We start from the raw sequence: 18,779 nt of genomic DNA on the forward strand, positions 1-18,779 counted from the left end.
GTTCACTGGCGTTTATTGGTGGTTACAATTCGCGCCTGCATATTGGCTGGCATTAAGCCCGACTTTTGGAAAATGAGCTGGCCCTTCTGGCCAGCTACAAACGAAATAAAACCGGAGCCTAGCCCCGCTCGGGCCTCGCGGCTGATAGCGTAGAGGTTGCGTCGCAGCGGGTAGTTCTGCAACTCGGGGTGCTGCTTCAGTAGCTCTGGCGATTTTGGTGCCAAATACACTTGGTCAGGTTGAATGTAGTCGTCCTTGGTCGGATTGGGCCTGGCCGTGATGCTCGCCACCCGAATTTGCTGCCGGTACTTACGGGCGCTAGGGTCGTCGGCATCCGAAATCCAGTTGACGCCCACCACGCCTACAGCTGTAGGGTGGCTAGCCACGTAGTCGAGCAGCTTAGTATTCGACTGCGCTGCAAACGCCTTGGGGCTAAGCGCCGCCCCGTGCAGCAGCGAGTCGCGCATGAAGCGGCTTGTACTGCTGCGGTTGGCATCAAACACTACGTTGACGGCCCCTAGCTTTTTCTGGCCGCTCACCTGGCTCCACTGCGTGGTTTGGCCACCGAAAATACCCCGCAGCTGGGTTACGGTCAGCAGGGAGTCGGGGTTAGAGGGGTGCAGAATGATGGCTAGGCCATCGATACCCACCTTGGTAGTGATAGGCAGCATACTCTGCTTATCCAGCACCTTTTTCTCGTCGGCCGTCAGCTCGCGGGCCGTGATGATGGCTTTAACCTTGTCATTAAGCAAATCGAGAAACACGTTGTCCTCCGGCTGATACGACACCTTGAGATGCGCATCGGGGTATAGCTTCTGAAACGTATCTACCTGCGACTCCAGTATTGGTGCAAAGGTTTCATCGACACTGATGCCAACGTGGCCGCTGGTAGGTGTGTCGGTGGCCTCTTCGCTGGTGCCCGCCGAGCGGTTAGGATGGCAGCTGGGTAGCAAGCAGGCCGCCAGCAAAAGAGCGCCGAGCGACGAGCGGTTGGGTCGGTGAAGCAGATTAGCTAAAGTCATCGGAAGAGGGTTTGCGAAACTGCGAGCGAATAGTGCGTATGAAACGGATGACACCGTATAGGATAAAGACGGAGCCTAGCACCATACGGGTTTTAGGCCCTAGCGGTAGCAGTGCTCCCGCTGCCGAAGGTCGGTGCGCCGTGAGCCAGAGCCAAACGCCCAGCGCGGCATACACCAGCGACATGATGAGAGTAAAGAAGCGCACTATTCGCTGGGGCGAACCCAGGCGCTCCTCAGTGGTGGGAAGGGCCATGAATGAAAGAAAGTAGTAGAATACTCCTAACCCGCGCCGGGGCCCAATTTGTTCGGGTCCGGCGCGGGTGAATAATCAGCCTGCAAAAAAGGGCATAAAACCCGATTTCTCCTACTAGGCCTCGAAATCCTTATTGAATACTGAATGTGATGGGTAGTGTAAACCGCACAGGAACTGGGTGCTTGCTTTGGTAGCCGGGCGTCCAGGCTGGCATCTGGCGCACCACGCGCTGGGCTTCCTCATCCAGCCCGTAGCCCAGCCCCTTCAAAATCGTAACGTCAGAGATAGTGCCATCGGCCCCCACCACAAAGCTCATAAAAACCTTGCCGCCTACGCCAGCCGCCAGCGCCGAGCCGGGGTAGCGCAAGTGGCTGCGCAGGTAGCGCAACAGGGCTTCTTGCCCACCCGCAAACTCGGGCATTTTCTCTACGACTATGAAGGGCTCATTAGTGGCCGGGGCAGTAGCGGGACCAGTTTCAGCGCTGTTGCCTGGGCCGGCTACTTCACCTGTTTCAGTTGTCGCTGCAGTGCCGGGCACTGCGGGGCCAGTAGGCCCATCTACTATTTCGGTCTGGGCAGGCGGTGTAATATGGGGTTGTGGCGCATTGTCTTTAGTTACCTCCGTAGGCACGCTTGGGGCACGGTGTGTAGCTGCCGGGCGGGCGTGTGGTGGAGATACCACGGCCACTTTAGGCTTTTCGATAACGGTAGGCACAGGCGGCTTAATAAACTCTACCTCGCCTTTGGTGCTGATAAGTGGCGTAGCAGCGGGCTTGAGATGCTGCCAAGCGCCCCAGCTTAGAAGCAGCAGCCCACACAGGGCTAATGTAAAGCCACCAGCCGATGCCAGGTGCTGCTGATAGTCTTGGCGCAACTGATATGCGCCATAAGCCTGATTGCGGCCTTCGAAAACAACGTCGTCGAGGCTGTCGGTAAAAAACGCGGGGAGTAACGACATGAGAGGAGGTAGAAAAAGTGGGGAGAAATTCTACCGGTGGCCACCAGTAGTTAGCTGATGCTACTTGGGCTTATTTTCCACACTATCCACGCCAAATATTTTGCGTTGACCTACCCGCCCATCGAGCACAAAAAAGCCCTGACTAGGGGCTAGTCAGGGCTTTTAAACTGATAAGTCAGTGTTACTGGATTTTGTAGGTAACGGGCACGGTAAACGAAACTTTTACCGAGCGGCCGTTCTGCTTACCAGGGATAAACTTCGGCAGGGCTTTGATAGAACGGATGGTTTCGGCGTCAATCGTGCTGCTAATGCCTTTCACGATTTTCACATCCGAGATATCACCGTTTTCATCAACCGTGAAGCTAGCGAATACCTTACCTTCTACTTGGTTGCGCAGGTCAACGGCGGGGTAGCGCACGTTTTTCTGAATGGCCGATACGATGGCGCCCATGCCACCTCCACCAGGGAGGGAAGGCATCTGCTCTACGTAGGTGTAGACTTTGTTGGTTTCTACTACTTCTTCTACCGGCTTGGTGCCTTCGCCGCTCAGGTCGCTCAGGTCAGGGCTATCCGTGTTGCCTTTTACGGTCACGGTAGCTACCGTCTTATCCTTCAGCTCTTCCTGGTCGGGCACCTCTTCCTTCTTCACTTCCTCGTCCTTCTTAACTACGGGCGGCGTGAATTTCACCGTTGTGAGCTTGGGGGGCGGGGGTGGGGGCGCCTCAGGGGGCGGCGGAGGGGGCGGGGGCTTGGTCTCGTCCAGAGGCGGCGCGTCCATGAGCACGTTCTCCTTCAGGTTCAGCACCTCCTTGGGCTTGCGGTCTTCCAGCATTTTGGCAATGGCCGGAATGAACACCAGCAACGCCAGCAAAGCAGCCCCGATGATGAGGGCCCGCGTGACATTGCGCCCGTAGATGCGCCGCAGCTCGAAGGCTCCGTAGGCTTTGTTGCGACCCTCGAATACGATGTCGTTCAAGCTAGCATTAGCTAGCTGCACATTGTCCATCATAGCAGGTTCTGTTTTTTAATGAGGTCCACGTCTTTCTTCGGGATGTCAATCAACGCGTACTTTTTCTGGTCGGTGATGTTCATCTCGTCCAAGATGTCTACCATGTTCTTGTACTTGGACTCTTTGCCTTCGTAGACATAGGGCTCAATCAGAATGATAGGCTCGGGCTGCTGCTTCTGGCGCTCCAGCAGCACCTTACGGATGCCGTTGGCCGAGAAGTCGGTTACTTTTACCTCGGGTACGGGCACACTCTTGTCGGAGGGCTCGTTGAGGCCAAAGTAGTAGAAAACCTTGTCGTCAGGAGCCAGAATAACGGTCATTGCCTGGGAGGCTTTGATTTTAGTCTGTTCTTCGGGCTTAGGGTTTTTGTCCTTCACCGGCATCGTGAGCTGCATCACGTTGGGCTTGGCGAAGGTGGTGGTGAGCATGAAGAAGGTCAGCAGTAGGAAGGCCAAGTCCACCATGGGCGTCATGTCGATTTTGGTCGACATTTTTTTCGCCCGTTTCTTGCCTCCCTTGCCGGAGTCGCCGCCTTTTTGTTGGATTTCTGCCATGATTCAAAAAGGTTATTTAACAAATGAGGGCTTCATTTCGAGGCTCGTCAGCAGGTTGAAGCGGTTAATGTCTTTTTCCTGCAGCTCTTTGATAACCGTTTGTACGGTCTTCACATCGGCGTCACCATCCCCTTTTATTACGAGGAAGGTCGGCTTTTTGAAGAGGGCAGCGTTGGCCTTACGAGCTTCAATAACCCAGTCAATCATTTGGTTATTGAGCGAATCGTAAGGAATACCTGGTAGGCCCTTGTTCAGCGCTTTGCGCTGCTCGGTGTCCTTATCGAGGTAGCTACCTAGCTGCGTAATCGGCACCCCAAAGTTTGGGAGCAGCGAAAACTGCTTTACTTGGGCTGGGGTGAAGTTGACACCATACTTAGCGCCAACGGCTTTGAGGGCAGCTTCTTTGACAGGAGCCTTGTCGTAGCCGAAGAATACGCGCTTGTTAGCATCAATCGTAAGCGTTAGGATGTCGCTATCAGGAGCCTGGAGGTCCGACGTCGAAGACGGCGGGTCTACTACCACAGCTTCATCGGGGCGAAACTGCGTGGTCAACATAAAGAATGTTACCAGCAGAAACGCCAGGTCCACCATCGGCGTCATGTCGAGCGACGGCGAGGTGCGGTGCGGTTTTACTTTAGGCATTGCCGGGAGAAGTTAAAATGACTGGACGGGTCAAGGTGCAGGGGCTAGGGGGTGGTACCATCAGCGGGCCGCCGTGGCGGGAGCCACTCAAGGGTACTGATGCCGACTCGAAGCTAATTGCACACGTAACCCAGAAAAAAGTTGGGGCGGGGACGGCAAAACGCCTCCGCCCCTCTTTTCGTGCCAGCAGCTACTACGACTCCTGACCTGCGTTGCCGTGCTGGGCAGCGAAGGTCTGAATGATGCTGAAGCCAGCCTCGTCGATGCTGTAAGTCAGCTCGTCAATCTTGCTGGTGAAGAAGTTGTAGGCAACGATGGCCAGGGCCGACGTACCGATACCAAGAGCTGTGTTGATAAGAGCTTCCGAAATACCGGTTGCCAGCGCCGTAGCGTCGGGGTTACCAGCCTGAGCAAGAGCCGAGAAGGCCTTAATCATGCCGAATACCGTGCCGAGCAGACCGGTCAGCGTGGCGATAGACGCGATGGTCGAGATGATAACCAGGTTCTTCTCCAGCATCGGCAGCTCCAGGGCGGTGCTTTCTTCGATTTCTTTCTGGATAGCCAGCACGCGCTGGTCGGTGTTCATACCGGTTTCGCGGCCCATTTCCTGGTATTTCTTCAGGCCGGCGCGTACTACGTTGGCTACCGAGCCTTTCTGCTGGTCGCAGAGGGCAATGGCGCCGTTGATATCGTTGGTGTTCAGCTTTTGGCGCACGCCACGTACAAACGACTCAATGCTCTTGCTGCCTTTGGCTTTCGAGATAGTGAGGGCACGCTCGATAGAGAAGGTGATAACGCACAGTAGCATGGTCATCAGGGCCGGTACGATTACGCCACCCTTATACACAATGCCGAGGTAGTCACCAGGCTTGGGGTTGTTTTCGGGGTTGTTGCCCAGGAAGTGGTCCGGAGCACCTAGTACAAACTTGTAGATAAGCAAGCTGATAATGAAGCCGAGAACGATAACCAATACCGCAAACAGCGAAGCTCCACCGCTGCTTTTAGCGGCGGGGGCGGCTTTGGGGGCGGCCGGCGCAGCGGGGCGGGCGCTCGGGTTTACTGCATTTTTCTGTTCCATGTGTCCGGTAAGTGTAGGAGGTGGGGGGTTGGTTGAGGGGGTAAAAAAGAAGGCGATACAAAAGTGCCTGTTGCTAGAATAGCCCTAGCGACAACAGGGCAAACAGGTGTTTCGGGGCCGAATCTACGCCGAAGCCGGTAAAATCCGGACTCTAGAAAGTTTTTTTTGGATGAGCTCGGCAAAAAATAACTTGGAAACCAGAGGCTGCTTGTAGCTGAATCGTGGGTGAATTTCCAACGCAGAGCCGACTGATATGGTTGGCCTTCTAGAGGCGAAAAAATTAGCGCCGAACCGATTTAGCAAATGCCAGTATCGACTTACTCAATCGATTATGTTGATTACGCTGGCGCTTGTCTAAGCCTCGGTCTGCTTAGCCTCGTTCCAATATACATCCATCTGGGCTAGGGTAAGGTCAGGCAGGGATTGCCCGGCCTGGGCGGCGGCGTTTTCGAGGTATTGAAAACGGCTGATAAATTTTCGATTAGTGCGCTCTAGAGCCTCTTCGGGATTTATACCGGCAAAACGCGCGAAGTTGACCAGCGAAAAAAGCAGGTCGCCAAACTCCTGGGTGGCGCGCTCGGCCTGGGCTGCGCTGGTGGGCGGCTGGCCATGGCCATACTCGGCCCCAAACTCGGCCAGCTCCTCCTGCACTTTCAGCCACACTTGGCTAGGGTCGTCCCAGTCGAAGCCCGCGCCCCGCGCTTTTTCCTGAATGCGCATGGCCTTCACTAGGGCCGGCAGCGAGGTGGGTACGCCGCCGAGCACCCCGCCGGTGTTGCCTTTTTCCTTAAGCTTGAGTTGCTCCCAATTGCGCTTTACGGCCGCCTCATCATCGGCCTGCACGTCGCCGTAGATGTGTGGGTGGCGGTAGATGAGCTTCTCGCACTGTGCGTTGAGCGCATCGGCAATGTCGAAGGCACCTTGCTCGGCCGCAATGCGGGCGTAGAATACCAGGTGCAGCATTACGTCGCCGAGCTCTTTTTTAAGGTCGGGCAGGTCGTGGCGCAGAATGGCATCGCTCAGCTCGTAGGTTTCCTCAATGGTAAGGTGGCGCAGGCTGTCGAGCGTCTGCTTTTTATCCCAAGGGCACTCTAGCCGCAGGCGGTCGAGCACATCGAGCAGGCGGCCGAAGGCTTCGAGCTGCGCCGGGCGCCGGGAAGGGGAGAGCAAAGAATTTTCCATAAGAGAATAAGCGCCGCGCTTATCGTTGGCAAAAGCAAAGAAGCATTGGCTAGGGTAGCTTAATAGCTGGTTTAGTTGGTAAGGCGCCGCTACCCGTGGGGTCGGTGGGCAGGAGCTGGCCGGCTAATAACGAGGCCGACTGCCTACTTTTGCAAAGCTAAAAAGATATCCAGTGACCCTCATAAAATCTATTTCCGGCATTCGCGGCACCATTGGTGGGCCGGCCGGGCAGGGGCTAACCCCCCTCGACGTGGTGAAATATACGGCAGCCTACGGCGCCTGGGCTGCCGCCCAGCCGGGGGCTAGCAAGCTAATAGTAATAGGCCGCGACGCCCGCCTGTCGGGCGAGATGGTGAGCCGCCTTGTGGCCGGTACGCTGCAGGGGCTAGGGTTCGATGTCCTGGATTTGGGCCTAAGCACCACGCCCACGGTCGAAATGGCTGTGCCGGCCAAACAAGCCGCCGGCGGCATTATTCTCACGGCCTCACACAACCCCAAGCAGTGGAATGCCTTAAAGCTGCTCGACGCGCAAGGCGAGTTTTTGTCGGCCGAAGCCGGGGAGCGTGTGCTAGCGTTGGCCGAAAGCGAAGCTGTTGAGTTCGCACCGGTTACGAAGCTGGGTACTTACAGTACCGACGAAGCTTTCTTGGCCGAGCACATTCAGGCCATCTTGGCCTCGCCACTGGTAGATGTGGCGGCTATCAAGGCGAAGAATTTTCGTGTAGTAGTCGATGCGGTAAATAGCAGTGGTGGCATTGCGGTGCCGCAGCTGCTGGCCGCGCTAGGGGTCGAAACGGTGGAGAAAATCCATTGCGAGCCTACCGGCGACTTTGCCCACAACCCCGAGCCGCTGCCCGAGCACCTGCGCGACATCGCCAAAGTGCTCGAAAAAGGTGGCTTTGACCTTGGCATCGTGGTAGACCCCGACGTGGACCGGCTGGCGCTGGTGAGCGAAAACGGTGAGATGTTTGGTGAGGAATACACTCTGGTGGCCGTAGCCGACTACGTGTTAGGCTACCACGGCGGCGGCAACACCGTGAGCAACCTCAGCAGCACCCGCGCCCTGCGCGATGTGACGGAGAAGCACGGCGGCACCTATACCGCCGCCGCCGTAGGCGAGGTGAACGTAGTGACCAAGATGAAGGAAACCAATGCTGTGATTGGCGGCGAAGGCAACGGCGGCATCATTTTCCCCGAGCTGCACTACGGCCGCGATGCGCTGGTGGGCATTGCGCTTTTTTTGACGCACCTGGCTAAGTCGGGCCTGGCCATGAGCCGCCTGCGCAACTCGTACCCAAGCTACTTTATCTCGAAGAATAAGATTGAGCTAACGCCCGAAATCGACACTGACCAGGTGCTGGTGCAGATGGAGCAGCGCTACGCCAAGCAGCCGGTGAACACCATCGACGGCGTGAAAATTGAGTTTGACAAGGAGTGGGTGCACCTGCGCAAGTCGAACACCGAGCCCATTATCCGCATCTATGCCGAGTCGGACTCGAATGCCACAGCCGACCACCTGGCGCAGAAGATTATCGCTGATATTAAAGAGATTATTTTGGCGAAATAAAGCTTATCTTTTGTCTAATGAACGTCCTGCTCATCTGTTGTCGACCTGCCGAAGCTTCGGGCTCGCACCGCTAGGGGTACTACTCCCAACGATGTGGTAGCGGTGCTGCGGCGAGTGGATGTTAGATGAGTAGGACGTACTTGTTATAACCTAGCGAACCTCCTCATGCACGCCTACTTCGATAACGCCGCCACTACTCCTCTCGACCCCGAAGTGCTGGATGCCATGCTGCCCTACCTGGCGCAGCACTACGGCAACCCCAGCTCGCTGCACGGACCGGGCCGGCAGGTGCGCTCGGCCATTGAGCAGGCGCGCAAAACGGTGGCCCAGCTTATCAATGCGGCACCCAGCGAAATCACGTTTACCTCGGGGGGCACCGAGGCCGACAACTACGCCATTTTTGGCAGCGTGCGCACGCTGGGGCTGAAGCATGCCATTACTTCGCCCCTAGAGCACCATGCGGTGCTGCACCCGCTGCAAGCGCTGGATAAAAGCGGTGAAACCAAGCTGAGCTACCTGCGCCACGATGCCCAGGGCCGGCTCGACCTCGGGCACCTCGAAGAGCTGCTGGCTAGCCACCCGCGCACCTTCGTAAGCCTGATGCACGGCAATAATGAGCTGGGCAACCTCAACGATATCAAAGCTATCGGCGATATCTGTGCCCGGTACGATGCGGTCTTCCACACCGATACGGTGCAGACGATGGGCCATTACCGCCACGATGTGCAGCAGCTCAGTAACCACTTCCTGGTGGGCTCGGCGCACAAGTTTCACGGGCCTAAGGGCGTAGGCTTTTTGTACCGCCGCGGTGGGGTGGAGGTGGCGCCGCTCATCCACGGTGGCTCGCAGGAACGCAACGTGCGCTCGGGCACCGAGAATGTGTACGGGATAGTGGGGCTAGCCAAGGCCCTCGAAATTGCCTGCCGCGATATGGCCGCCCATCAGCGCCACGTGCAGGCGTTGAAAGACCGGTTTATCAGTCAGTTGGCGGCGGGCATTGAGGGGGTACGGTTCAATGGTCTCTCGGCCGAGGCCGACCAAAGCCTCTATACGGTGCTCAGCGTGAGCCTGCCGCCTTCCAGCATTAGCGAGATGTTGCTCTTTAGTCTCGATATCAACAAGGTAGCCGCTTCGGGCGGCTCGGCTTGCACGAGCGGTGCGCAGCTAGGCTCGCATGTGCTCGAAGCGCTCGGCGCCGACCCCGAGCGGCCCACCGTGCGCCTTTCCATGAGCAAGCTCAACACCGAAGCCGAAGTAGACTATGCTGCCGCGCAGCTCGTGAAGCTCTACGAGCCAGTGGCGGCGCGGGCTTAGCGGAAAGAAGGTAAATACGCTCTTACGCTATATTTTTGGGCGGCCAGATTTACGTGTTGTAATCTGGCCGCCTTTTTATGTCTGCTACGCCGCCCCCGCCCCCTCGTCCACCTGGCAGCCGCTGGGCGGCCTGGCGCTGGCTGCGGCGGTACTTTGGCTACTCGCGGGCCGAAACGAGCGGCTTGGTTCTGCTGCTTTTGGCGCTGGCGGCCGCTGTGCTGCCTCCGTTGCTGCGCCCCGCCGACCCTCGCTACCTGCCCGCCGCCGACCAGCGCCAGCTCGACGCCTGGGGCCGCGACCTCGCCGCCCGCCTCGATTCGAACCGCGCTGCCCACGACCGCGCTTACGCCGCTCGCTACCCGGCCCGCCGCCCTGCCGGGGCTAGCCGCTACGCTGCCGTACCGCAGGTGCCACTGGCGCCCTTCGACCCCAATTCCCTCACAGCCGAGGGCTGGGAGGCCCGTGGCGTGCCGCACTTCGTGGCTGGCCGCATCGTCAACTACGGCCAAAAAGCCGGGGGCTTCCGGGCTAAAAGCCAGGTGCAGCGCATCTACGGCCTGCCCGACTCGGTGTATCAGCGGCTGGCGCCGTTTATACAGCTGCCTGAGGGGCTGCCAGGGCGCGGTGCAGGCTACGCAAGCGGCCGCCCGGCTTTTGGGGAAAATGCGGCTAGCCTGCCCGGCCGTTTTGCGCGCAAGCCGGCCCATTTGCAGCCCTTCGACCTTAACCTGGCCGACACCACGCAGCTGATGCAGATAAAGGGCATCGGCCGGGGCCGCGCCAAGTGGATAGTAAAGCACCGCGATGAGCTAGGTGGCTACCTTGCTGAAAATCAATTGGAAGAAGTATTCGTGCTACGTGATGCACCTGACCTTGTGGACAGCCTGCGCAAGTACACCTTCGTGGCGCCTGGCTTCGCGCCTCGGCCGGTGCACATCAACTCGGCCAGCTTCGATGAGCTGTGGGCGCACCCGTATGTGGGCAAGCCGCTAGCCCGCCTGATTGTAGCTTACCGCAAGCAGCACGGCCCCTTCGCCACGCCTGATGACCTGCGGCAGCTCAAGCTTTTGAAGGAGGAGAACTTCGTCAAATTGCGCCCCTATGTGCGCTGCGATTAGGCGTTGGTCTAAAAAACGAGTGAACGGTATTTAAAATCGTTCTAAATTGCGGCTTGATTCAGCTCAACCGCTTTATGAAAGTGATTTTTCGCCGCATTCACCTTTATCTGGCCCTAGCAGCCGGTCTGGTTTTTTTCGTGCAGTGCCTCACGGGCACTGTGCTGGTTTTTGAGGAAGAAATAACCCACGCCCTGCACGCCGAGCGCTACGCCGTGGCCGTGCCGGCCGGGCAGCCCCGCCTGACGCTGGCGCAGCTGGCCAGCCAGTTTCAGCAAGCCAACCCTAAGGCAAAGGTGCTGGGCTTTAAGGTGTATGCTGACCCGGCGCGCACCGTAGAGCTGATGTACCGCGATGAGAAAGCCCGCCCCGGCGGCTCCGGCGAGCTAAAGCAGGAAGGGAGCCGCCCCGGTGGCGAGCGCGGCCCGGCTGGCGGCCCCGGCGAAGGCGGCAAGCGTGGCCAAGGCGGCGAAAAAAAGCGCCCCGAGCGCGGTAGCACCGCTTACCTCAACCCCTACACGGGCCAGGTGCTAGGGCTGCAAACCGAGAAGCAGCTGCCGGTTTTCAAGTTTGCCGAAGACCTGCACCGGCGCCTGCTGGCTGGCGAGGTTGGCAAGGCCCTCACGGGTCTGTCGGCCCTTTTTATTCTTTTCATTACCGTAACTGGCCTTGTGCTGTGGTGGCCCAAAACGCGCGACATGCTGCGCGGGCGCTTGCGCATCAAGTGGGGGGCTAGCGGCAAGCGCCTGACCCACGACCTGCACGTGGTGCTGGGCTTCTACTGCTCGCTGTTTCTGTTTGGGCTGGCCCTCACGGGGGTTATTATGTCGTACCGTTGGGCTACTGAGGCGCTGTTTACGCTTACCAATTCGCGGCCGACGGTGGGCCTGGTGGCGCCGGTTTCGGCGCAGCCTGGCAGCCCGCGTGCCGTGGCTTACGATGCTGCCCTGCGCACCGGGCAGGCTACCTACCGCACCGCCGACTTCTGGCGAGTGAGCGCTCCGAAAGACTCGGCCGCGGCTATCACGGTAAGTGCCCCGAGCATGCTGCCACTGCGCAGCCTGGGCCTCGACACCTTGTTTGTAGACCGGGCTACCGGCGCGGCGCTGGGCCAGCATCTTTACGCCCGCCAAACGGCCGGTACCCAGCTGCGCCGCCTCGCCAAGCCGCTGCACACCGGCGAAATCGGCGGCGTGTGGACCAAGGCGCTAGCCCTCGTCGTGACGCTGTGCAGCCTCACCTTCCCGGTTACGGGCGTGCTGATGTGGCTACGCCGCACCCGCAAAAAGTCGGGTAAAACGCGCCGCCCGGCAGCGGCGCAGCCGGTAGCTGGCTAGGGGCTCGCCGAGTGGGCTAACACCAAAAAGGCCCACCCCTGCACTGTGAGGGATGGGCCTTTTTTGAGGTTGCAAGCGCTATTTCTTGCCGGCGCCCATTTCCAGCTTGCGTAGCTGGTCGGCTTTCCAGGTTGTAATGGCTACCACTAGCATGGTCATCAGGCCGCCAAATACCACGCTCGGCACAGTGCCCATAAGCTTGGCGGCCGTGCCGCTTTCGAAGGCCCCAATCTCATTGCTGGAGCCGATGAAAATGCTGTTCACGGCCGATACGCGGCCCTTCATGTACTCGGGTGTGTAGGTGTGCACCAGCGTTTGGCGCACGATGACGGACACCGAGTCGAACACGCCGGTCAAGAACAGCAGAAATAGCGACAGGTAGAAATTGGTGGACAGCGCAAAGGCCACTGTGGCCGCCCCAAAGCCAGCCACGGCCCACAGCATCTTGCGGCCGGCGCCCTTCCTAAGGGGCGAGAACGTAAGGAACACCGCCATCAGCACGGAGCCCACGGCCGGCGCGGCGCGCAGGTAGCCAAAGGCGTCGGGGCCGCCGTGCAGAATGTTTTCGGCGAAGAAAGGCAGCAGCGCCACCGCCCCGCCAAAGAGCACCGCAAACATATCGAGCGAGAGCGCCGCCAGCACCAGCTGATTGTTGAAAATGAACTTGATACCGCTGGTAATGCTTTCGCTCATGCTCAGCTTTTCACCTTCAATAGGCGGCAGCTCGCGGCTGGCAATGCTGATGAAGAACAGCAGTGCTAGCCCCTCCATCACCATATCGACGCCGTAGGCAAACTCGACGCTGAGGTGCAGCAGCAGGCCCCCGATGGCCGGCCCCACCACCGCCGAGCCTTGCCAGGTAGTCGAGCTCCAGGTCACGGCATTGGCCAGCACGTTGCGGTCGGGCAGCAGCTGCGGCATAAACGCAAATAGTGCCGGCCCCATGAAGCCCCGCGCAATGCCGCTCACGAAAATAACTAGGTACAGTGGCCACACAATAGTAGCGTTAGCAAAGGCAAGGTGCAGGCGGCCTTTTGCCAGCAAGGCTTCTTGCAGCGGGTGCGCCAGCCACCACAGCGTAACGGCGCACAGAAAAAGCACCAGTACGGCCGGCACCACAATGCGCTTGCGCCGCACCGAGTCGGCCACGTGCCCGGCGTAGAGCGATACCGCGATGCTGGGAATGGCCTCGGCCAGCCCGATGAGCCCCAGGGCCAGCGGGTCGCCGGTAAGCTTGAAAATCTGCCAGCTCACTACCACTCCCTGGATTTGGGTGGCTACCGAAAACAAGGCGCGGGCCGCGATGTAGCGGCGAAAATCGGGAATGCGAAGGGCAGCGTAGGGGTCGTGCGGGGCAGCTGGGGGCGCGCTAGGGCTCATGGGCAACAATACGGGGCGTAAAAAATAGCTAACTGCCCAACGACGCAAAAGTATGGCTGTTTGTGACGGAAAGCAGTTTAACTTGCAAGTAGGCTGGCAGTTGGCTGCGGCCTGCTGCGTATGACTAACCACGGCCTCGACCTGCTGCATCGCCCTGACCTGCCGGCGCTTATCGCCCGCTGGCACCGTGAGGTGACGCCCGCCGAGTTGCAAGCCGGCTACGAGCAGCTGCTGGCCGCTGCCGATGCGGCCACCTGCGCCCGCTGGCTGCTCGACCTGCGCCGCCGCGAAGACCTCACCGAGCCCACCGTCAACGCCTGGTTTAGCCAAACCTTTGCGCCGGCCCTGCGCGGGCGCTACCCCGAAGCGGTGCGGCTGGCCTTCCTGGTGTCGCCCATGCGCGCCGGGCAGCCGGTCACGGCCGTGGTGTCGGCGGCCGACACCGATTGTCAGATTGCCACCTTCATCGACGAAGCTGCCGCCCACGACTGGCTAGCCCGGCGCTGACGAGCTGCCCAGCGGCTAGGGCTGCACAGACTCAGCAGGCCGTGCGCTTGTGCTGCATCACTTGCTCCTTGGTCAAGGCTTCGTTTAGGCAGATGGCGGCTTTGCTGCCCTCGGCGGCGGCAATGAGTGCCTGCTGCTGGCCGGGCGTGGTATCGCCGGCGGCGTAGAGGCCGGGTATGCTGGTTTGGGCGTTTTTATCGACCCACACCGCGCCCTTGCTGGTGATGAGCGCGCCGAGGTCGGCGGCCAGTGCGCTGCGTTGCTCCTGCGGGGCGTGCAAAAACACCGCCGTGCGCTCCAGGTAAGAGCCATCGGTGAACTCGATGCAGCGCAGCGTGCCGCCCGGCCCGCCCACCAAGCGGGCCACCGGCTCCTGGCGCAGCCCAATGTGGTGCTGGCGCAGGCGCTGCCGGCCATAGTCGGTGAGGTGTCCGGGGCCGTCGGTGACGACTACAATATCCTGGCTCCAGTTGGTGAGCAGCAGGGCTAGCCCCACGGCGGCCTTGCCCCGGCCATACACGGCCAGCGGCTGGTCGCGCACCTCGTAGCCGTGGCAGTAGGGACAGTGCAGCACGCCCGTGCCCCACAGCTCGCGGAAGCCGGGCAGTGCGGGTAGTACGTCATCTACACCCGTGGCCAGCAGCACCCGGTTAGCGGTGCCCGCCCAAGCGTGGCCCTGGTCGGTGGTGCCCTCGGCCCGAAAGCCGTGGGCCAGCTTATGAAGCTTGGTTATTTTCAGCTCGTGCACCTCCACAGTCGGGTAGGGGGCTAGCTGCTCGCGGCCCAGCGCGAGCAGTTTGGCTGGCTGCACGCCATCGCGGGTGAGAAAGCCGTGCACGGCAGGCGAGGGCGCATTGCGCGGCGCGCCACCATCGGCCAGCAGCACCCGGCGGCGGCAGCGGCCTAGTGTAAGGGCCGCACTCAGCCCGGCGCTGCCCGCCCCCACAATCAAAACGTCAAAATCCATAACCAGCGTATAAGTCGGGTAAGCCAAGCCGGTAGTCGGCGGCGTTTTTCTCGCTACTAAGGCTAAAACGGCCCAAAGGTTACGACCCGGCGGGGCAGGCCCGCCGAGTTGGGCGGGGTTCGCTACTTTAGCAGTTGGCCTGGCAGCCAAAGACTGCGTATTTTTTGTTGTTTATCATGCACGAGCTTTTTGCCGAAAATCAGCCTTTCCGCGCCAACGGCCGCCTCTGGATAGAAGGCCCCGCCGACCGCTTTCTAGGCATTGGCCGGCTCGAACTGCTAGAGCGCATTCAGGCCACCGGCTCTATTTCTAAGGCCGCCAAGGAGATGGGGATGTCGTATAAAAAAGCGTGGGACTTAGTGAGTTCGATGAACTCCCAGGCCAAACAGCCCTTGGTAGGCGCCCAGGCCGGCGGCGCCCACGGGGGCGGTGCTAGCCTCACCGAAGCGGGCGCGCAGGCCGTGGCCGAGTTTCGGGCCATGCAAACGCGGTTCGCACAGTTTCTGGCCGACGAAACAGCCCGGCTTTACCAATAAGCCCCGAAAAAATGGAAACAATCGGCTAGGCCCTCCGTTATATTCGGCAAAACATAACGAGTTTTCTTATTCCATAAATGCTACGTTTTCCTGTTGGCTGCTCGTGTTGGGCCGTGGCGTTGATGCTAGCTGGTGCTAGCCTTTACATGCCAGCTGCTTATGCGCAGAGCGCTACGGCCACTTCTGCCTCCGCCACCCTACACCTCGAAGGGCTGATGGCTAACCCGCGCACCCTCACTGCTGCCGATATAGCCGCGTTGCCGCACCACGAGCAGACTACCACCGATAAAGAAGGCAAAAAGCACGTGTACCGGGGCGTGGCCCTGCGCGATGTGCTGCACCTGGCCGGTGCCCCCGAAGGCAAAGGCATCCACGGCGCGGTGCTGGCTGAGGCCCTACTAGCTAGCGCCGCCGATGGCTACCAGGTGGTGTACGCGCTGCCCGAAATCGACGCCGATTTCTCGCCCCAAACCATTCTACTAGCCGACCACCGCGACGGCCAGCTCCTGCCTGCTCACGACGGCCCCTACCAGCTCATCGTGCCCCTGGAAAAAAAGCCCACCCGCTGGATGCACCAAGTCACGGGCCTGAAGGTGGTGAAGGTGCAGTAAAGCTCGGCTGGCATTACGAAGGTTCCGAATTAGTGATAGACGATTAGTAAACAAGGATTTATGAGAAAGAAGCTACGCGTTTGGCGCGGCTCGGTGGCCTGCGTGTCGGCGCTGGCGCTAGCCCAGTCTGCTTTTGCCCAAACCATCAAGCTACCCCGCCGCCCGGCGCCCACCGATACGCTCCGCACCGACCTCAACGAGGTAGTGGTGTCGGCCTCGCGGGTAGAGGAAAGCTTTTTGCAGTCGCCGGTGACGGTGGAGAAGCTCAACGCCCGCGCCATCCGGCTTTCGCCGGCCCCGTCTTTTTTTGATGCCATTGACGGGCTGAAGGGCGTGCAGGTCATCACGCCCAGCATTGGGTTTAAGGTGATTAATGCGCGCGGCTTCACCAACACCACCAACGTGCGCTTTGCCCAGCTCGTAGATGGTGTGGATAACCAGGCGCCGCACATCGGCGGGCCCATCGGCAACGTGCTGGGGCCTAGTGACCTCGATATCCAGAGCGTGGAGCTGGTGCCCGGCACGGCCGCCGCGCTCTACGGCCTGAACGCCATTAATGGGCTAGCGAATTTTCAGACGCGCAACCCGTTCAATTCGGAAGGCCTGAGCGTGCGCCAGCAAACGGGCGTTAACCACGTGAACGACCCGAATGTGAAAACGTTTGGCGAAAACGGCTCGCCGGTAAAAAGCTATTCAGAAACCAGCGTGCGCTACGCCAAGGTGCTGGTGGCGGATAAGCTGGCCTTTAAGGTGAACGCTACCTACCTGGCCGCCTACGACTGGATAGCCAATGACCAGACCGACATCAACCCCACCGGCAACGCTACTACCGGCTTGTTTGGGGCCGATAACCCGGCCCAGGACCAGGTGAGCCGCTACGGCAACGAGTCGTCGGACCGCAAAAACATTACGCTAGGGGGCAAGAGCTACCAGGTGGCCCGCACCGGCTACTACGAGCGCGACCTCGTGGACTACAACGTGCGCACGCTCAAGGCCGATGGCGCGCTGCACTACCGCTTCCGGCCCGGTACCGAGCTGACCTACACCTACCGCGTGGCCAGCTTCGACAACGTGTACCAGCGCTCGAACCGCTTCCGGCTGCAAGACTACCTGTTGCAGCAGCATGCGCTCACCTTCACCTCGCCCGTGGTGCAGGCCAGGGCCTACTTCACGGAGGAAAACACCGGCAAAAGCTATAACCTGCGGTCGATGGGTGAGAACCTGGACCGCAGCTACAAGCCCGATACGCAGTGGTATAATGACTACGCCACGGCTTGGAACAACGCCAGCAAAGGCGGCCTGGGCGTGGCTGATGCCCACCGCGCCGCCCGCGCTGCCGCCGATGCTGGCCGCCTCCAGCCCGGCACCGATGCCTTCAACCAGCGCCTGAGCCAGCTCCAAGACATTAATAATTGGGATGTGGGAGCCGCCCTGCGCGTGCGCGCCAACCTGGCCCACGCCGAGGCGCAGGTGAACCTGGCCGAGGCTCTGCGGCGCGGCGGCACCGCCTTGCCCGCTCGCCTCGACCTGCTGGCCGGCGCCGACCACCGCACCTACATTGTGGTGCCCGATGGCAACTACTTCATCAACCCCAATCCGGGTAAAGACCCACTCAACGACAACCTGACGTACTCCAAAACCGGTGGCTTCGTGCAGGCCGGCGCGCGACTGCTCGATGAGAAGCTGCGCCTCACGGCCACGCTACGGGTGGATAAAAACGACTACTTCAGCGTGCGGTTCAATCCGCGTTTCACGGCTGTGCTCTCACCCACGCAGCGCCAGAATTTCCGCCTCAGCTACCAGAGCGGCTACCGCTTTCCGAGCTTGTTTGAAGGTTTTTCCAACGTGAATAGTGGTCAGGTAAAGCGCATCGGGGGGCTGCGCGTGATGAGCGACGGCGTGTTTGAGAACAGCTACCTGCGCAGCAGCATCGACCGCTTCAACGCTGCCGTGACGGCTGGCATCAACGGCACGCCGGCCCAGACCCGCGCCCAGGCCATCGCGGCCAACCAAAACCTGCTGGTGAAGAACCCCTACACTTACCTCAAGCCCGAATACATCCGCTCGCTGGAGGCCGGCTACAAAGCGGCGCTAGGCCCTGGCGGTCGGCTACTGGTCGATGTGGATTTCTACTACAACTCCTACCGCGACTTCATTGCCCAGGTGGAAGCCTATGTGCCGCAGACTACTAACGGCGTGGCCCTGAACAGCGGCACCGACCTCACTACTATTGCCACGGCCTTGAATACCACGTCGATACCCGCCGGCGGCACTACTACCGGCCAGGCCCGCTACCGCCTCTGGACCAACTCGCAGAGCCAGGTGTATAACTATGGTGGCTCGGCCGGGCTGCGCTACAACGTGGCCAGCGGCTACCTGCTAGGGGCCAACGCCACCTACACTCGCCTCGACCGCACCGAAAACGGCGACGGCCTCGAAGATGGCTTCAACACCCCACAGTGGATGTACAACCTAAGCCTGGCCAACGAAAATGCCTACCGCAACTTCGGCTTCGGGCTCAACTTTCGGCACCAAGTCAGCTACTATTCACAGACCTTCCTCGTCAATGGCAGCGTGCCGGCCTTCAGCTCGCTCGATGCGCAGCTGAGCTACTACGTGCCTGCGGCGCAGGTGCGCCTCAAGCTGGGGGCTAGCAATGCGTTGAATAACTACTACGTGACCTACCTGGGGGGGCCTAGCGTGGGCGGGCTGTACTACCTCACCGTGAGCTACGGGCTGTAAGGCGT

Annotated in this window: 18 protein-coding genes; 8 read left to right on the forward strand and 10 right to left on the reverse strand. The window is 60.0% G+C overall.

From position 1 onward, the window contains the following. Nucleotides 1-2: 2 nt before the first annotated feature. The 8 genes from J4D99_RS11775 to mazG all read right to left on the reverse strand — a co-directional run bounded on the left by J4D99_RS11775 (nt 3) and on the right by mazG (nt 6,698). The gene (locus tag J4D99_RS11775; protein WP_208131908.1) at nt 3-1,022 is read right to left on the reverse strand and encodes a PstS family phosphate ABC transporter substrate-binding protein; all 1,020 of its coding nucleotides are present in this window, start codon (nt 1,020-1,022) and stop codon (nt 3-5) included. Then, a complete protein-coding gene (locus tag J4D99_RS11780) occupies nt 1,009-1,275 on the reverse strand; it encodes a hypothetical protein (protein ID WP_208131909.1) in 267 nt (88 codons plus the stop codon). Before J4D99_RS11780 ends, J4D99_RS11775 begins: the two co-directional genes overlap by 14 nt. Before the next feature lie 130 nt (nt 1,276-1,405). Continuing rightward, a complete protein-coding gene (locus tag J4D99_RS11785) occupies nt 1,406-2,233 on the reverse strand; it encodes an energy transducer TonB (RefSeq protein ID WP_208131910.1) in 828 nt (275 codons plus the stop codon). A 181-nt stretch (nt 2,234-2,414) separates the two neighbouring features. Beyond that, nucleotides 2,415-3,242, reverse strand: a complete 828-nt coding sequence (locus J4D99_RS11790; protein WP_345229223.1) for an energy transducer TonB — start codon at nt 3,240-3,242, stop codon at nt 2,415-2,417. Continuing rightward, a complete protein-coding gene (locus tag J4D99_RS11795) occupies nt 3,239-3,796 on the reverse strand; it encodes an ExbD/TolR family protein (RefSeq protein ID WP_208131911.1) in 558 nt (185 codons plus the stop codon). Before J4D99_RS11795 ends, J4D99_RS11790 begins: the two co-directional genes overlap by 4 nt. Before the next feature lie 12 nt (nt 3,797-3,808). Continuing rightward, nucleotides 3,809-4,438 (reverse strand): ExbD/TolR family protein, encoded by a 630-nt coding sequence (locus J4D99_RS11800; RefSeq protein WP_208131912.1) that lies wholly within the window; start codon nt 4,436-4,438, stop codon nt 3,809-3,811. A gap of 193 nt (nt 4,439-4,631) precedes the next feature. Then, complete coding sequence (locus J4D99_RS11805) at nt 4,632-5,516, reverse strand: MotA/TolQ/ExbB proton channel family protein (protein ID WP_208131913.1); 885 nt, start codon at nt 5,514-5,516, stop codon at nt 4,632-4,634. 354 nt (nt 5,517-5,870) lie between these two features. Then, nucleotides 5,871-6,698, reverse strand: coding sequence for a nucleoside triphosphate pyrophosphohydrolase (gene mazG / locus J4D99_RS11810; RefSeq protein WP_208131914.1), 828 nt, complete (start codon nt 6,696-6,698; stop codon nt 5,871-5,873). Between the two features lie 172 nt (nt 6,699-6,870). On the opposite strand from mazG, the gene glmM reads away from it, so the two are divergent. The 4 genes from glmM (at nt 6,871) to J4D99_RS11830 (ending at nt 12,031) form a co-directional block, all read left to right on the forward strand. Beyond that, nucleotides 6,871-8,265: a phosphoglucosamine mutase gene (gene glmM, locus J4D99_RS11815; RefSeq protein ID WP_208131915.1), complete on the forward strand. Its 1,395-nt coding sequence runs from the start codon at nt 6,871-6,873 to the stop codon at nt 8,263-8,265. 165 nt (nt 8,266-8,430) lie between these two features. Next, on the forward strand, nt 8,431-9,579 hold the full coding sequence (locus J4D99_RS11820) for a cysteine desulfurase family protein (RefSeq protein WP_208131916.1): 1,149 nt from the start codon (nt 8,431-8,433) through the stop codon (nt 9,577-9,579). Nucleotides 9,580-9,656: 77 nt separating this feature from the next. Then, a complete protein-coding gene (locus tag J4D99_RS11825) occupies nt 9,657-10,697 on the forward strand; it encodes a ComEA family DNA-binding protein (RefSeq protein ID WP_208131917.1) in 1,041 nt (346 codons plus the stop codon). A gap of 74 nt (nt 10,698-10,771) precedes the next feature. Then, nucleotides 10,772-12,031, forward strand: a complete 1,260-nt coding sequence (locus J4D99_RS11830; RefSeq protein WP_208131918.1) for a PepSY-associated TM helix domain-containing protein — start codon at nt 10,772-10,774, stop codon at nt 12,029-12,031. A gap of 78 nt (nt 12,032-12,109) precedes the next feature. On the opposite strand, the gene J4D99_RS11835 is transcribed toward J4D99_RS11830, so the two are convergent. Further along, nucleotides 12,110-13,411: an MFS transporter gene (locus J4D99_RS11835; protein ID WP_208131919.1), complete on the reverse strand. Its 1,302-nt coding sequence runs from the start codon at nt 13,409-13,411 to the stop codon at nt 12,110-12,112. A 120-nt stretch (nt 13,412-13,531) separates the two neighbouring features. Between J4D99_RS11835 and J4D99_RS11840 the strand changes: the two genes are divergently transcribed. Continuing rightward, on the forward strand, nt 13,532-13,918 hold the full coding sequence (locus tag J4D99_RS11840) for a hypothetical protein (RefSeq protein ID WP_208131920.1): 387 nt from the start codon (nt 13,532-13,534) through the stop codon (nt 13,916-13,918). A gap of 31 nt (nt 13,919-13,949) precedes the next feature. Here the strand turns inward: J4D99_RS11840 and J4D99_RS11845 are convergent, their stop codons facing one another. Further along, nucleotides 13,950-14,885, reverse strand: a complete 936-nt coding sequence (locus tag J4D99_RS11845; RefSeq protein WP_208131921.1) for an NAD(P)/FAD-dependent oxidoreductase — start codon at nt 14,883-14,885, stop codon at nt 13,950-13,952. Between the two features lie 176 nt (nt 14,886-15,061). Between J4D99_RS11845 and J4D99_RS11850 the strand changes: the two genes are divergently transcribed. From J4D99_RS11850 to J4D99_RS11860, 3 genes are all read left to right on the forward strand, one after another. Then, entirely contained in the window at nt 15,062-15,421 is a 360-nt protein-coding gene (locus J4D99_RS11850) for a winged helix-turn-helix domain-containing protein (protein WP_208131922.1), read from the forward strand. Between the two features lie 146 nt (nt 15,422-15,567). Beyond that, nucleotides 15,568-16,032 carry a molybdopterin-dependent oxidoreductase gene (locus J4D99_RS11855; RefSeq protein WP_208131923.1) on the forward strand — a complete coding sequence of 155 codons (465 nt, stop codon included), beginning with the start codon at nt 15,568-15,570 and terminating at the stop codon, nt 16,030-16,032. Nucleotides 16,033-16,092: 60 nt separating this feature from the next. After that, nucleotides 16,093-18,774, forward strand: a complete 2,682-nt coding sequence (locus J4D99_RS11860; RefSeq protein ID WP_208131924.1) for a TonB-dependent receptor — start codon at nt 16,093-16,095, stop codon at nt 18,772-18,774. Nucleotides 18,775-18,779 lie beyond the last annotated feature (5 nt).

Origin of the sequence: Hymenobacter sp. BT559 (assembly GCF_017571525.1) — a bacterium.
Taxonomy (GTDB): domain Bacteria; phylum Bacteroidota; class Bacteroidia; order Cytophagales; family Hymenobacteraceae; genus Hymenobacter; species Hymenobacter ginsengisoli.